We start from the raw sequence: 14,822 nt of genomic DNA, 5'->3' as shown, positions 1-14,822 counted from the left end.
TGCCGGATTCGGTTTTGATAACCATCAAGGGAGGCAAAGTTTTCTTAACCGCAATTTTTAAGCTGTACGGAAGGGGGGCCGCCTATTGTCGGCCATAGAGGACGAAAAGTCCCGAGGAGAAGACCGCAAACCGGCTCTCAGGTAAGACAAGGGTAGAATGAAATGAACAATCCCGTTTTGAAGCCCGCTTGGGCCGACACGACGCTGCGTCTGGATCCGTCCCGCTTCCCGCAGCAGGTCAGCTACGCCATCCATGATTGTTCGGATGACGTCAGCATCACGATAGACGAACGCGGCGCAGTCCTGCGGAAAGTCCTTCCCTCCAGCGGCCTGCCGCTCTCGATTGCCCTGCCGAGGCGCGTCTTCAAGGGTGTCGCCGCCCGCGCCATCGACCATGGCGACGGCGAGGTCACCGTCACGCTCGAGCTTCACCATGCGGATCCGGAACTCTGCATTCCGCTGCTCGTCGCCCATGATCTCAGCGACATCGCCGCCGACTGGCGCAGCTGGTCGGAGGCCTTCCGCATTCCGATGCTGATGGTCGAAGCCGATGGCGTCGCGCGGCCGCTCGAAGACCATATCGGGGCGCTGCGCACCAGTGACCTCAAGCCGCGCCGCCGTCATTCCTACTTCGCCAATCGCCGTCCGCGCTTCCTCGTGCGCCGCACCACCGGGCAGCTGGGCGTCGCCATGAAGATCGAAGGCAAGGAAATCATCGCCCGCAACTGACCGAAATCGCGACAGCGCCATTTCGGCGGTAGGATCTCGGAAAATTTCGAAACCCGGCGCTTGTGCCGGGTTTTTCGTTTCACGCGTCGTTGCCCTCAGGGAAGGGCGAAGAGCAGCGAAAAGAACAGGCCTAGGAAGATGGTCAGGCCGACGCGGTTGTTCGACTTGAAGAGCGCCAGGCATTGGGCGGGATCGTTGATATCAAGCCGGATGATCTGCCAGGCGAACATGCCGGCCGCGCCGAACAAGGCCAGAAAGGCGATGAGATTGGCGCCGGCGAGCGCGAAGGCCGCAAACATCAGTACCAGCGTCAGCCCATAAAGGCCGATCAGCCACTGCCTCGTCTGATCACCGAAAAGGCGGGCGGTGGAGCGCACGCCGATCAGCTCGTCATCCTCCTTGTCCTGATGCGCATAGATCGTGTCGTAACCGATCGTCCAGGCGACGGAGGCGGCGTAGAGCAGGATGGCGGCAAAGGAGAGGCCGCCCAGAATGCCGGCCCAGCCCATCAGCGCGCCCCAGGAAAAGGCAAGGCCGAGGTAGAATTGCGGCCAGTCGGTGAAGCGTTTGGCATAGGGATAAAGCGCCACGATGCCTAGCGAGAGCAGGCCGAGAAAGACGGTGAACCAGTTGAACTGCAAGAGCACGAAAAGGCCGACCAGCGCCTGAATGCCGATGAAGATCTTCGCGCGGGCGCGGGTGACGCGGCCGGAGGGCAGCGGACGCGAGCGGGTGCGCGCCACTTCCATATCGATCTCGTGATCGACGAGATCGTTATAGGTGCAGCCGGCGCCGCGCATGGCGACGGCGCCGATGAAATAGAGGAAAAGATGGGACACCAGCAGGCTGCCGGAATAGAGCCCTTGACCGATCGCCGCATTGGAGGCGAGCGTGGCCGACCAGAAGCACGGCCACATCAAGAGCTCCCAGCCGATCGGGCGATCCCAGCGTGCCAGCTGCGCATAAGGCCAGAGCCATGGCGGCAGGATCCGGTAGACCCAGTTATCGGAAGGTGCGTCGGAGACGCGATCGTTGAACTCGCCGGTATCTTGCATGCCATTCATCTAGCGGCGGGCTGGCGATCCGGTCAAGAAGTGATCGCGACGGCGCTAAAAGCGAGTCGCATTAAATTTGGTTCGTATGACGCGCTTTGGCTCTTTGTTTATGCATGTCGTTAACCCGGAACCGCGGCACACTTCCGGGCGACATGCGTTAAGTTTACGCATGTCGTTGCCCCGGAACCGCGGTACACTTCCGGGCGACATGCGTTAAGTTTATGCATGTCGTTGCCCCGGAACCGCGGTACACTTCCGGGCGACATGCATTAAATCACTGCAGCGAGAAATTGAACCTGTAAGTCGCTGAGACACCGATGAGCACCTGGTTCCTCGAGCCGCGCTGCCGCACGAGACTGCTGTCGGCCGCCGGACCCGCCAGTCGCTTGTATTCGAGGAAAGAGCTGGCCGACAGGTTCTCCGTCGCCTTCCATGTCAGAGCCGCGCCGGCGCCATAGGACTGGATGCCCGACGACGGCTTGTATTGATCAAGCCCGCTCGCCGCCGACTGTTTGGCGTTGACGCCGTAATAGGCGTCGTAATAGCCGCTGGTGGCGAATGTCGCGCGTGGACCGCCTGACAATTGCAGGTCGGGGGCGATATCGGTGAAGGCATCGACGGCGAGATCGGCAACGACCCCGTCATGGGAGCGGATGCCCTGGCGAACTTCGGCGCGGGCGCGCAGGAAATCGGTCGGATAAACTTCGACGAAGCCGCCGGCTTCCGCGCCCCATTTGACCTTCTTCATGCCCTTCAGCTCATGACCGTCGCCCTCGTCGCGCGAAGGCACGAATTTGCCGACGATGCCGGCGCGGAAAGCACCATTATCCATGAGGGCGAAGGACGGATTGTCGTTGCGCGAGGAAAAGCGCGGAGCCGAACCCTGCCGGCCGGCCGAAATCAGCGGGCTGAACCGGAATTCGTAACGCCGCGAGCCCTCGAATTTCGGCGCGGAGAAGCCGGCGACACCGACGCTCAGATACCAGTCGCCGGACCAGAAATGCTGGCCGCTTTCCTGCGCGAGCGCCAAGGCCGGGGATGAAAAGGCAATAGCCAGGGAGATCGATACGACTGATCGATGAAACACGTCCGCACTCCAGAAAACGCAAAAACAAAGCCGCGGAGGGCGGCGGTGGCTAGACTTATCCCGATGTTGTTACCCCAATGTTAACCACGGCGCGCAAAGGGCGCCCATGAAAGGCGTGCCAACGACAATTTCATCGTTCTGAAGAGACATCACCGCAAACCCACCCCGCTGCACCCCTACCGCTGGTTCCACTGACGAATGACCGGTTCGGCCAAATCGTGTTCGTAACCGAGCACGCTGATGCTTGTCGTATCGAGGGAAAAAAGCGCGCCGCCCTGCGGCGGCAGGCCGAGCCAACGGGCGGCAAGCACGCGCAGGAAATGCGAACTGGAGAAGATCAAGACGGGAGCACCCGCCTGGCGAAGCGCCTCGACGACGGCGTCGGCACGGGCGCCGACATCGGCGGCCGTTTCGCCATTTGGGCAGCCGTCGCGAAAGAGCTGCCATCCGGGGCGCTTCCCCAGAATCTCCTTCGTCGTGATGCCTTCATAGGCGCCGTAGTCCCACTCGGCGAGATCCTCACGGATCACCGCGCCCGAGCCGAAGCCGGCGAGCGCGCAGGTCTTGCGGGCCCGCTCGGAGGGGCTTGACCAGACGGCAGCGAAGGAGAGGCCCGACAGCCGCTCGGCAAGCTTGCGGGCGGCGGCCTCGCCCACGTCCGTCAGCGGAATGTCGCTGCGTCCGGTGTGGCGCCCCGACCGGCTCCATTCGGTCTCGCCGTGGCGGACGAGGTAGATCTCGGGAAACGCGCTGCTCATCGGCATGTCCTCTCATAGGTCCGACCGCTGTCGCTCAGAAGGTCACCTTTTCCAGCGGCGGGCGCCGCGCCTCGAATTCCTTCAGCTTGGCTTCATTCTCCGCGATGTAGTTGCGGTTGTCGGGAACGGCGAACTGGTTCTTGGCGATCTGGATCTGCAGGATGAACAGCTCGTCCCAGCGGAAGCCCATTTCGGAACCGGCGAGATAGAATTCCCACATGCGGAAGAACTGCTCGTCGTAGAGCGCCACCGCTTCAGCCCTGCGCGCTACGAAACGCTCGCGCCAATGACGCAGCGTATAGGCATAGTGCATCGGCAGGATTTCGACATCCCTGACCAGCAGCCCCGCCTTTTCGAGCGGCGCCACCACCTCGCCGACCGAGGGGATATAGCCGCCGGGGAAGATATATTTCTCGATGAAGGCGTTGGTGGCGAAGCTCGGTTTCGGGCGGCCGATCGAATGCAGCACCATGACGCCGTTGTGGTCGAGCAGGTCCGCCACCTTGCGGAAGAAATTGCCGTAATTGCCGATGCCGACATGTTCGAACATGCCGACCGAGACGATGCGGTCGAATTTCCGGCCGTTCATGCTGCGATAGTCCTGCAGCTCGAAACGCACGCGATCGGACAGACCGCGTTTTTCGGCGCGGGCGCGGGAGACCTTCAGCTGCTCTTCGCTCAGCGTAATGCCGGTGAACTCGGCGCCTTCCGTCGCCTCCGTCAGATACATGCCCATGCCGCCCCAGCCGGAGCCGATCTCCAGGATCCGCTGGTTGGGCTGAAGCAGAAGCTTCGCGGCGATGTGGCGTTTCTTGGCAAGCTGCGCCTCGTCGAGTCCGATGCCCGGCGGCTCGAAATAGGCGCAGGAATATTGCCAGTCCTCGTCGAGAAACAGATCGAAGAGCTTGGCCGACAGGTCGTAATGGTGGGCGACATTGTGTTTGTTGCGGTTGACCGGAACGCGGCTCTTCAGCTGCTGCCAGGCAATGCGGCCGACGAGCAGCGCCGCCATCTTGAAATCGAAGATCTCGTTGGTGGTGTTCTGCTTCACCAGCGACAGGAAATCGTAGATGTTGCCCTGTTCGAGAATGAACCGGCCCTGCATGTACATTTCCCCGAGTTTCAGGGTCGGATCGCTGCGGATGGCGTCCTCGGCCTCCTGATCGGCAAGGCGGGCGGCCACCATGTCGCCGGTGCCGTCGCCGATCATGTGGGTCTCGCCATTGGCAAGGGTAAGTTTCAACGAACCCTTGCGGATGATTTGCTGGACGATCGATAAGAAAGCCGACGCCATGGACGCCTCGCAAATGTGACAGGATGGTCACATCAACTTAATAACTCTCCCTCGCCTTACAAGCGCCGGATTTAGCAGTCCGCGCAGAACGCTGCCAAACTGTGGCATTTTTGCCAGAATACCGGCTAAACCCTTATTTTCTCTTCATGGCTTCGGCGAGTGCCGCGCCGAAAGCCCCCTGACTCTCCGGTTTCGGAGCTGCAGGCCGGCGCTCGGTCTGCGGCCGGCTGCCCTGACTTGCGCGAGAATCACCCCGCGGCTGAGACGCCGAAGAACCGTCGTCGCGTCGCATGGAGAGACCGATGCGCTTGCGCTTGGCATCGACTTCCACGACCCGCACCTTGACGACATCGCCCGCCTTGACGACCTCGTGCGGATCTTTGACGAAACGATCGGCAAGCTGCGACACATGCACCAGACCGTCCTGATGCACGCCGATATCGACGAAGGCGCCGAAGGCGGCGACATTGGTGACGGTGCCTTCGAGCACCATGCCGGGCGTCAGGTCGGAAATCTCGTTGACACCCTCGGCGAAGGTCGCAGTCTTGAAGCTCGGACGCGGGTCGCGGCCGGGCTTTTCCAGTTCCGAGAGGATGTCTTTCACCGTCGGCAGACCGAATTTCTCGTCGATGAACTGACGCGGATCGACCGATTTCAAGACGGCACTGTCGCCCATCAGCGCCCGCAGATCGCGGCCGCAGGCAGCGACGATCTTCTTGGCGACGCCGTAGGCTTCGGGGTGGACCGAGGAGGCATCGAGCGGCTCCTTGCCGTTCGGAATGCGCAAGAAGCCGGCGCATTGCTCGAAGGTGCGGCCGCCGAGTCTTGCGACCTTCAGCAGATCGCGCCGCGTCTCGAAACGGCCCTCGCTGTCGCGATGGCGGACGATGGCCTCGGCGATCGAGGGCCCGAGGCCGGAGACGCGGGAGAGCAGCGGCGCAGACGCGGTGTTCAAATCGACGCCGACAGCGTTCACCGCGTCTTCGACGACCGCATCGAGCGAACGCGACAGCTTCTGCTGGTCGACATCGTGCTGATACTGGCCGACGCCGATCGACTTCGGTTCGATCTTGACGAGCTCGGCGAGCGGATCCTGCAGGCGGCGCGCGATGGAGACGGCGCCACGCAGCGACACGTCGAGATCGGGAAACTCCGCCGCGCCGGTCGCCGAGGCGGAATAGACCGAGGCGCCCGCTTCCGAGACGATGACCTTGGTCGGCTTCGGCGCTGGCAGTTCGGCCAGCATGTCGGCCACCAGCTTTTCCGTTTCGCGGCTGCCGGTGCCGTTGCCGATCGAGATCAGCTCGACATTGTGCTTGCGGATCAGTGAGGCGAGTTCGATCTGGGCGCCGCGCACGTCGTTGCGCGGCTGGAAGGGATAGACGGTCGAGGTCGCAACCACCTTGCCGGTGCCGTCGACGACGGCGACCTTGACGCCGGTGCGGATGCCGGGATCGAGACCCATCGTCGCGCGCGAACCGGCGGGGGCAGCCAATAGCAGGTCCTTGAGGTTGCGGGCGAAGACATGGATCGCCTCCTCTTCGGCCCTTTCGCGCAGCTCGCGCATCAAGTCGAGCGATAGCGACATGGAAAGCTTGACGCGCCAGGTCCAGCTGGCGACCTCCATCAGCCAGCGGTCGCCGGGACGGCTTGCACCGATCTCATAGGCCGCCGCGATCATGCGTTCGACCGGCTTGTTCGGCGAAGCGATCTCGGCATCGGCCTCGATCGTCAGCGTCAGCACCTCCTCGTTCCAGCCGCGCAGCATGGCGAGCGCGCGGTGGCCAGGCGCCGTCGCCCAGCGCTCGGAATGATCGAAATAGTCGGAGAACTTCTCGCCGGCCGCCTGCTTGCCGTCGACGACCCTGGCCTTCAACAGCGCAGCCTGGCGCAGATGGGCGCGCAATTTGCCGAGCAGATCGGCATTTTCGGCAAAGGCTTCGGCGATGATATCGCGCGCGCCTTCCAGCGCCGTCTTCACGTCGGGCACATCAGCCGCGACGAAGCCTTCGGCGAGCGCCGCCGGTTCGCGGCCGCGATCGGCCAGGATCGCCTCGGCGAGCGGCCCGAGGCCGCGTTCGCGGGCGATCTCGGCGCGGGTGCGGCGCTTCGGCTTGTAGGGCAGATAGAGATCCTCGAGCTCGGCCTTGGTTTCGGCGCCCGCGACCTTCGCCATCAGCTCGTCGGTCATCTTGCCCTGGCCGGTGATCGATTCGACGATCGCGTCGCGCCGGGCTTCAAGTTCGCGCAGATAAACCAGCCGCTCGGCGAGGTTGCGCAGCTGGGTGTCATCGAGCCCGCCCGTCACTTCCTTGCGGTAGCGGGCGATGAAGGGCACGGTGGCGCCTTCGTCGAGCAGCTCGATGGCGGCCTTGGCCTGGTCGGGCCGTGCATTGATTTCGGCCGAGATGCGGGCGGCGAGGAAACGGAGATCAGCGGCCATGGGATTTCCTATGTCGACGAAAGTTGCGGGACCATAGCGGCGAAAAGCGGCAAGGCAATGCCCGAGCGTGGTTTCCACAGCGGAAGTTGATGGATTGGGGGATCCGGCAGGCGTGTTGCCGTGTGGCCCCCTCATCTGCCTGCCGGCATCTTCTCCCCCAGGGGAGAAGGGACATGCCGCGCTGCTTTCCTCCATCACAACGGCAGCGGCAAGAATGGGTCGCTGCCGCACCTCCCCTTCTACCCATCGGGGAGAAGGTGGCCCGAAGGGTCGGATGAGGGGGCCACACGGCACAACGCTACCAACCAGCCACCCCATCGCTCTCTTCCGTTTTTGCGGTTGTGCAGATGCGGCATTCTTTGATAGCAGAAGCAACGTTTTTGGATCGCCCTGCCCCGCGGGCGCAAGGAAAAGAGTGACATGCCAAACCTTCTTCTCGAACTTCGCTCCGAAGAGATTCCGGCCCGCATGCAGCGCAAGGCTGCCGGCGACCTGAAGAAGCTCGTCACCGATGCGCTCGTCGAAGCGGGTCTGTCCTATGAGGGCGCGCGCGAATACTGGACGCCCCGGCGGCTGGCGCTCGACATCCACGGCCTGACGGCGCGCTCGGCCGATGTGCGCGAGGAGCGCAAAGGACCGCGCACCGACGCCAACGAAAAGGCGATCGAGGGCTTCCTGCGCGGCGCCGGCCTTTCCTCGGTCTCCGAGGCGCAGGTGGTGAGCGATCCGAAGAAGGGCGATTTCTACGTCGCGGTGATTTCAAAGCCGGGCCGCGCGACGGAGGAAATCGTCGCCGAGGTGATGCCCGGCATCATCCGCGATTTTCCCTGGCCGAAATCGATGCGCTGGGGCAAGGCTTCCTCCAAACCGGGCGCGCTGCGTTGGGTGCGGCCGCTGCAGTCGATTGTCTGCACCTTTGGCCCGGAGCATGAAGAAACCGTCGTCATCCCCTTCGAGATCGACGGCATCACCGCCTCCAACGTCACCTACGGCCATCGTTTCCATGCGCCCGAGGTGATCACCGTGCGGCGCTTCGACGATTACGCGGCGAGCCTGGAAAAGGCGAAGGTCATCCTCGACGCCGAGCGGCGCAAGGACATCATCCTGCATGATGCCCGCGACATCGCCTTTGCCAACGGGCTCGAGCTGGTGGAAGACGAAGGCCTGCTGGAGGAAGTCTCCGGCCTCGTCGAATGGCCGCAGGTGCTGATGGGCAGCTTCGAGGAGGATTATCTTTCCATTCCCTCCGAGATCATCCGGCTGACGATCAAGACCAACCAGAAGTGCTTCGTGACGCGCAAGCAGGGCGAAGAGACGCTGTCGAACAGGTTCATCCTGGTTTCCAACATCCAGGCGCATGACGGCGGCAAGGAGATCGTCCACGGCAACGGCAAGGTGGTGCGGGCCCGGCTTTCGGATGCCCTGCATTTCTGGAAGCGCGACCAGGGCGACATGCCCGATCTCGACACGCTGAAAGCATCTGCAGCAAAATTCGGTCTCGACCTGACGAAGCCGCTCGACCAGCGCATGGCCAAGCTCGATGCGCTCGACGTGACCTTCCATGCCAAGCTCGGCACGCAGGGGGACCGGGTCGCCCGCATCCGTGCGCTGGCAAAGGAGCTCACCGCTATCACTGGCGCGGATGCGGCTCTCGTCGATCGCGCCGCCGTGCTTGCCAAGGCGGATCTGCGCACAGAGGCCGTCGGCGAATTCCCGGAGCTGCAGGGTCTGATGGGGCGCAAATATGCGGTACTGCAGGGCGAAAACCTCTCCATGGCCGCGGCGATCGAGGATCATTACAAGCCGCAGGGTCCGTCGGACCGCGTGCCGGAGGACAAGGTGGCGATTACGCTGGCGCTTGCCGACAAGCTCGACACGCTGACGGGCTTCTGGGCGATCGACGAGAAGCCGACGGGTTCGAAAGACCCGTTTGCGCTGCGGCGTGCCGCCCTCGGCGTCGTTCGCATCCTGCTGGAACGCAGGGTCCGCCTGCCGCTGCTGGCGACGACCAAGGATGGTGATCTGCTCTCCTTCTTCCATGATCGTCTCAAGGTCTACCTGCGCGACCAGGGCGCCCGGCACGATCTGATCGACGCCGTGCTGACGCCCGAGGCCGACGACCTGTTGATGGTGGCGCGCCGCGTCGAGGCGCTGACGGCCTTCATCACCTCGGAAGACGGCAAGAACCTGCTCGCCGGCACCAAGCGCGCGACGCAGCTGCTCGCCGCCGAGGAGAAGAAGGGCACCGTCATCGCCGACGGCGTTTCGCCGGCGCTCTTCAGGCTCGATGCCGAGAAGGAGCTGTTCGCCGCCATATCGAGCGCTTCGAAGGACGCGGCCAATTCCGTTGCCGGCGAAGATTTCCGCTCCGCGATGGAAGCGCTTTCCAAGCTGCGCGGCCCGGTCGACCGCTTCTTCGAAGACGTGCTCGTCAACGACGAGGACGCCGCGATCCGCGCCAACCGCCTCGCCCTGCTCAGACTGATCCGCGAGGCAACGGGAACGGTGGCGGATTTCTCGAAAATTTCGGGGTGAGCGGTCTTGGGCTGGGTTCTCTTCCCAGTGCTAACGCCCACGCTGTGCTTGCCGCATGGTTCCTCGGGTCAAGCCCTGGGCTTGACCCGAGCATCCATGCAAGCACTCTGCTTGCGTGATTTATTTTGGTCGGTCACGATAAATCGATGACCCAACCCTAGCATCACCGCCCCATGGGATGACTCAAGCAGCGATGCAGAGCAAGATTCTCGTCAGCGCCTGTCTCATGGGGCATGCCGTTCGTTATGACGGGCGGGCGAAGCCGTTGCTTCATCCGGCGATCGAGAGGTGGCGGGCCGAGGGCCGGCTGGTGACGATCTGTCCGGAGATGTCGGCGGGCATGGCGGTGCCGCGGCCGCCGGCGGAGATCGCGGATGGAGCGACCGGCGAGGAGGTTCTGGCCGGCACGGCTCGGGTTATAGAGCTGACGGGCGGCGATGTGACGGCAGAGTTTCTGCAGGCGGCGGAGAATGCCGTGGCGCTCGCACGGCAGACCGGCTGCCACTATGCGCTGCTTATCGACGGCAGTCCGTCCTGCGGCTCCGCGTTCATCTATGACGGCACGTTTTCCGGGCGCCGGCAAGCCGGCAACGGCGTCACGGCGGCGGCGCTGAAAGCGGCCGGCGTCGAAGTATTTTCCCATGGTGAAATCGACCGATTGATCGACCGTCTGGCACCATAGGCCCCAAAGGACACGGCCGCCGAAGAACCGACGGCCGCTAAGATTTTGGTGCTGAAAACTCTGATTGTCCCCGCGCCGTTTATGTTTTTACGCGGTTCCTGACGGAAAACCGTTTCACACTTTTCCTGGAATTGCGCTAGGCGGCGCGGCGACCTTGATGCGCGACGGGAGCAGCGGCGGCACTGTTGACGCGGAAACCGCGGATGAGATCGATCAGTTCGTCGGTGTCGGCAGCCAGCGTCTCGGCCGACGCCGTGGTCTCTTCGGCCATGGCGGCGTTCTGCTGGGTGGCGGCGTCGAGCTGGTTCACCGACGAGGAGATCGAGCGCAGCGTGGTGTCCTGTTCGGAGGCGCTGTGGGCGATCTTGGCGACGATCTCGTTGGCGGCCTTGATCTGGTCGGAGATGCGCTTCAGCGCCTCGCCTGCCTCGCCGACCAATCGGACGCCGTGATCGACCTGGCTGGAGGAGCGGGCGATCTGATCCTTGATCTCCTTTGCCGCGGCAGCGGAGCGCTGGGCGAGTTCGCGCACTTCCTGGGCGACGACGGCAAAGCCCTTGCCGGATTCGCCGGCACGGGCCGCCTCGACGCCGGCATTCAAAGCCAGGAGGTTGGTCTGGAAGGCGATCTCGTCGATGACGCCGATGATCTTCGAGATCTCCGAAGACGATTTCTCGATGCCGCTCATCGCCTCGATCGCCTCGCTGACGATCGCATCGCTATGGGTGGTCTCGGCACTGACGGCATGCACGCGCTTGCTCGCCTCATGGGCGCCATCGGCGGTCTGGCGGACGGCGACGGTCAGCTCATCGAGGGCGGCAGATGTTTCCTCCAGGCTTGCGGCCTGGCGCTCGGTGCGCTGCGACAGCTCGTTGGAGGCACGGCGAATTTCTTCCTTGCTCGTACCGATGTCACTGCCCTTGGCGCTGACCTTGGCCATGGCGGCTTCGAGATGCGACAGCGCATCGTTGAAGTTGTCGCGAAGGGCGGCGTATTTCTGGCCGAGATCGGCGCAGCGGACGGTGAGGTCGCCGCGGGCGATCAGCTCCAGCGCCTGGCCGATCGTCGTCACGACGCGGGCCTGGAGTGCGGTCTCGTCCTGCTGCTGGCGCAGGTTGTTTTCGCGCTCGCTTTCCAGCGCGAGCTGCTGTGCCGCCTCGCGATCGGACATCTGATGGCGCTCCCTGATTTTCTCCTGCAGCGACAACGTCGCCTTCGCCATCATGCCGACCTCGTTGTTCATGCCGGTATGCGGGATGGCGATGGAAACATCCTCCTCGGAAACGGCCTTCAAGGCCGCATGGACATTGTTGAGAGGCCCCGAAATGCCGCGAATGACGACGTAGGCGGCCGCCATGGCAAGGAAGAAGAGAACGATGCTGCCGGAGAGCGCGGTCAGGATCGTGCCGTTAATCTGGGCATCGAGATCATCCATATAGACGCCGGTGACGACGACGACCTTCCAGGGGTCGAAGGCCTGGCCATACGCCGTCTTGCGGTAATCGCCGGCCGGCTGCCCCGGCTTGCTGGTGGAGTAAAATTCGACGAGACCGCCGCCCTGCTGACCGAGCTTGACCAGCTCTTCACGATAGAGCTTGCCCTTGCTGTCCGGCTGCCCCTTCAGGTTCTGTCCGACCTTCGCGGCATCGTAGTGGAACATCATCTGGACATCGTAGCTGTAGCCGAAGAAATAGCCGTCCGGATCGTATTTCATGCCGTTGACGGTGGTGTAAGCCTGCTTCTGGGCATCCTCCAGCGTCATCTCGCCTGCGGTGACCTTAGCCTGATAGAGCTTGAAAACCGAGATTGCCGACTGAACCTCGGCACGGAGCATGTCGTAACGCTCCTTGTAAATCGCATCGACCGAGGAGCGGATCTGCAGGGACGTGGCGATCGCAAAGGCTGCCATCAAGCCGACGATCAGCAATATGAGCTGCTTCGATATCTTTAAATTTTTCATGATTCCTCGCAAAGGGGAATGAGGGAATACATTCCGGTGCGGTCTTCTACCGCCTGTGCGAGCGCATCTGAGAGGGACGCGTCTACCGCTGCTGAACAACATGCTGCGACCGGCGAGTAAGAATTGAAGCTGACTCGATAAGAAAGCTTTAATTTTATTCAAAACGACGCGAATTTCCCTAAAAATCGGGGGGCGGAGTTACAAGACCAACCGCTGATTTTCACTGAATATCACTTGTTTTCGCGCTGCAGATCTGCCGGCGCTCAAAAGCAGGAATGCACCCCCGCTTCTCTTCGAGGGTGCATTCGCTCCACCGCGGTGGAACCCCAAGCGATCGAAACCTTGATCGGGCAGGGGCAGGGAACTGTCGCAGCGGCTCAAATTGGCTTAGTACACAGCCCTCAGATGCCGTGGCTTTTAGAAACGCAGCTTGAATTCGGAAACGTCGAGAGCCGCCGGCGGCTCAGCCATTCCGGCAGCGACCGGCCTGGCATCGCCGCCGATGACGGCTGCGGTCGTTGCGTTCATGTCGATGCCTTGGGCGGGCGGCATCGAAGGTTCGGCGGCAGCCAAGGCTTCCGGTGTTGCCTTGCTGACGAAGACGACGGGCGAACCGCCCATCCAGGCTTCGGTGCGGAAGATCTTCGTTTCGCCGCCGACGTCGCGGACTTCGCTTGCCTGGAGGACGCCGGGCTTCAGTTCCGGCACCGTATAGTCCTTGCGGTTCTGCCCGGCCTGCAGCGGCGGACAAGCGGCGCAGCTTTCGGCTACGATGCTGCCCTCGGCACGTGCTGCCGTTTTGCCGATCACCTCAATCGAGGAGGCCATCGCCGAGCCTGCCATCAGCAGGATTGCCGCACCGAGGAAAATCTGACGCATCAACGCACCTCCGTCTCACTACGGCAACGGTATAGCGCAGCTTCGTTTCCATCCCGTCAGGGGAAAGAGTAAAAATTTAAGGAACGCGGCGATTTATGCTTTGTCCGAGATTTTTTCGCGCTCGATCGCACGCCAGCCGATGTCGCGCCGGCAGAAGCCGTTTTCCCAACGAACCCTGTCCAACAGGGCATAGGCGCGGCCCTTCGCTTCGGCAACCGTACCGCCTGACGCGGTGACGTTGAGCACGCGGCCGCCGGTCGCGACCAGCACGCCGTCCTTCATGCCCGTGCCGGCATGAAACACCTTCTCTCCCTCGCCTGCCTCGGGCAGCGACTGGATCGGTGTGTTTTTCTCATAGGCGCCGGGATAGCCCTTCGAGGCCATGACCACTGTCAGGGCCGGATCTTCGCTCCATTCGGCGCTTACCTGATCGAGCGTGCCATTGGCGGTGGCAAGCAGCAGCGGCAGCAGATCGCTCTTCAGCCGCATCATCAGCACCTGGCATTCCGGGTCGCCGAAGCGGACATTGTATTCGATCAGCTCCGGCCCTTTCTTCGTGATCATCAGTCCGGCGAAAAACACGCCGGAGAAGGGATGACCGCTCTCGGCCATACCGCGGATCGTCGGCTCGATGATCTCTTTCATCGTCCGCTCGACCATCTCGGCCGTCATAACCGGCGCCGGCGAATAGGCACCCATGCCGCCGGTATTGACGCCGGTATCGCCCTCGCCCACTCGCTTGTGATCCTGGGCGGTCGCCAGCGGCAGCGCATGTCTTCCATCGCAGAGACAGAAGAAGCTCGCTTCCTCGCCATCGAGATAGGCTTCGACGACGACTTCGGCGCCGGCGGCGCCATAGGCGCCCTCGAAGCAATCATCGACCGCGGCAAGCGCCTCGTCGAGCGTCATCGCGACGGTCACGCCCTTGCCGGCGGCAAGGCCATCGGCCTTGACGACGATCGGTGCGCCCTGGGCGCGAATATAGGCTTTGGCTTTCGGCGCGTTGTTGAAGCGCTGGTAGGCGCCGGTGGGAATGCCGTAGCGGGCGCAGATATCCTTGGTGAAGCCCTTGGAGCCCTCGAGCTGGGCGGCACCCGCGGAGGGCCCGAAGACTGCCAGGCCGTCGGCGCGCAGCCGGTCGGCGAGGCCGGCGACGAGCGGCGCCTCGGGCCCGACGACGACGAAATCGATCGCCTTGTCCTTGCAGAAAGCCGCGACCGCTTCGTGATCCTCGACATTCAAGGGCACCACAATGGCATGTTCGCCAATGCCGGGATTACCGGGTGCGGCGTAGAATTCGCTCATCAACGGCGATTGCGCCAGCTTCCAGGCGAGCGCGTGCTCGCGTCCGCCCGATCCGATCAACAGAACCTTCATGCGCGACCCCTTTCCTGTTCCGT

Annotated in this window: 11 protein-coding genes; 3 read left to right on the top strand and 8 right to left on the bottom strand. The window is 62.9% G+C overall.

The window, feature by feature from the left end:
* Nucleotides 1-162: 162 nt before the first annotated feature.
* Nucleotides 163-729: a DUF6101 family protein gene (locus AMK00_RS04570; protein ID WP_064800872.1), complete on the top strand. Its 567-nt coding sequence runs from the start codon at nucleotides 163-165 to the stop codon at nucleotides 727-729.
* Nucleotides 730-824: 95 nt separating this feature from the next.
* Here the strand turns inward: AMK00_RS04570 and ubiA are convergent, their stop codons facing one another.
* The 5 genes from ubiA to AMK00_RS04545 all read right to left on the bottom strand — a co-directional run bounded on the left by ubiA (nucleotide 825) and on the right by AMK00_RS04545 (nucleotide 7,366).
* Nucleotides 825-1,784 carry a 4-hydroxybenzoate octaprenyltransferase gene (gene ubiA, locus AMK00_RS04565; protein ID WP_064809714.1) on the bottom strand — a complete coding sequence of 320 codons (960 nt, stop codon included), beginning with the start codon at nucleotides 1,782-1,784 and terminating at the stop codon, nucleotides 825-827.
* A 274-nt stretch (nucleotides 1,785-2,058) separates the two neighbouring features.
* Entirely contained in the window at nucleotides 2,059-2,871 is an 813-nt protein-coding gene (locus AMK00_RS04560) for a MipA/OmpV family protein (protein ID WP_064809713.1), read from the bottom strand.
* A gap of 176 nt (nucleotides 2,872-3,047) precedes the next feature.
* Nucleotides 3,048-3,629 (bottom strand): histidine phosphatase family protein, encoded by a 582-nt coding sequence (locus AMK00_RS04555; protein WP_064811638.1) that lies wholly within the window; start codon nucleotides 3,627-3,629, stop codon nucleotides 3,048-3,050.
* Between the two features lie 34 nt (nucleotides 3,630-3,663).
* Nucleotides 3,664-4,923, bottom strand: coding sequence for an SAM-dependent methyltransferase (locus tag AMK00_RS04550; RefSeq protein ID WP_064800870.1), 1,260 nt, complete (start codon nucleotides 4,921-4,923; stop codon nucleotides 3,664-3,666).
* A 133-nt stretch (nucleotides 4,924-5,056) separates the two neighbouring features.
* Nucleotides 5,057-7,366 carry a Tex family protein gene (locus AMK00_RS04545; protein ID WP_064809712.1) on the bottom strand — a complete coding sequence of 770 codons (2,310 nt, stop codon included), beginning with the start codon at nucleotides 7,364-7,366 and terminating at the stop codon, nucleotides 5,057-5,059.
* 420 nt (nucleotides 7,367-7,786) lie between these two features.
* Between AMK00_RS04545 and glyS the strand changes: the two genes are divergently transcribed.
* Both glyS and AMK00_RS04535 read left to right on the top strand, forming a co-directional pair.
* Complete coding sequence (glyS, locus tag AMK00_RS04540; protein WP_064809711.1) at nucleotides 7,787-9,901, top strand: glycine--tRNA ligase subunit beta; 2,115 nt, start codon at nucleotides 7,787-7,789, stop codon at nucleotides 9,899-9,901.
* A 193-nt stretch (nucleotides 9,902-10,094) separates the two neighbouring features.
* Nucleotides 10,095-10,583 (top strand): DUF523 domain-containing protein, encoded by a 489-nt coding sequence (locus AMK00_RS04535; protein ID WP_064809710.1) that lies wholly within the window; start codon nucleotides 10,095-10,097, stop codon nucleotides 10,581-10,583.
* 136 nt (nucleotides 10,584-10,719) lie between these two features.
* On the opposite strand, the gene AMK00_RS04530 is transcribed toward AMK00_RS04535, so the two are convergent.
* The 3 genes from AMK00_RS04530 to purD all read right to left on the bottom strand — a co-directional run bounded on the left by AMK00_RS04530 (nucleotide 10,720) and on the right by purD (nucleotide 14,799).
* A complete protein-coding gene (locus AMK00_RS04530) occupies nucleotides 10,720-12,543 on the bottom strand; it encodes a methyl-accepting chemotaxis protein (RefSeq protein WP_064809709.1) in 1,824 nt (607 codons plus the stop codon).
* A 417-nt stretch (nucleotides 12,544-12,960) separates the two neighbouring features.
* Nucleotides 12,961-13,422, bottom strand: coding sequence for a plant virulence effector HPE1-like domain-containing protein (locus AMK00_RS04525; RefSeq protein WP_064809708.1), 462 nt, complete (start codon nucleotides 13,420-13,422; stop codon nucleotides 12,961-12,963).
* Nucleotides 13,423-13,515: 93 nt separating this feature from the next.
* Nucleotides 13,516-14,799 (bottom strand): phosphoribosylamine--glycine ligase, encoded by a 1,284-nt coding sequence (gene purD, locus AMK00_RS04520; RefSeq protein WP_064809707.1) that lies wholly within the window; start codon nucleotides 14,797-14,799, stop codon nucleotides 13,516-13,518.
* Nucleotides 14,800-14,822: the final 23 nt, after the last annotated feature.

This window comes from Rhizobium sp. N621 (assembly GCF_001664325.1).
Classification (GTDB): Bacteria; Pseudomonadota; Alphaproteobacteria; order Rhizobiales; family Rhizobiaceae; genus Rhizobium; species Rhizobium esperanzae.
This window is presented reverse-complemented; position numbering and strand designations above follow the sequence as displayed.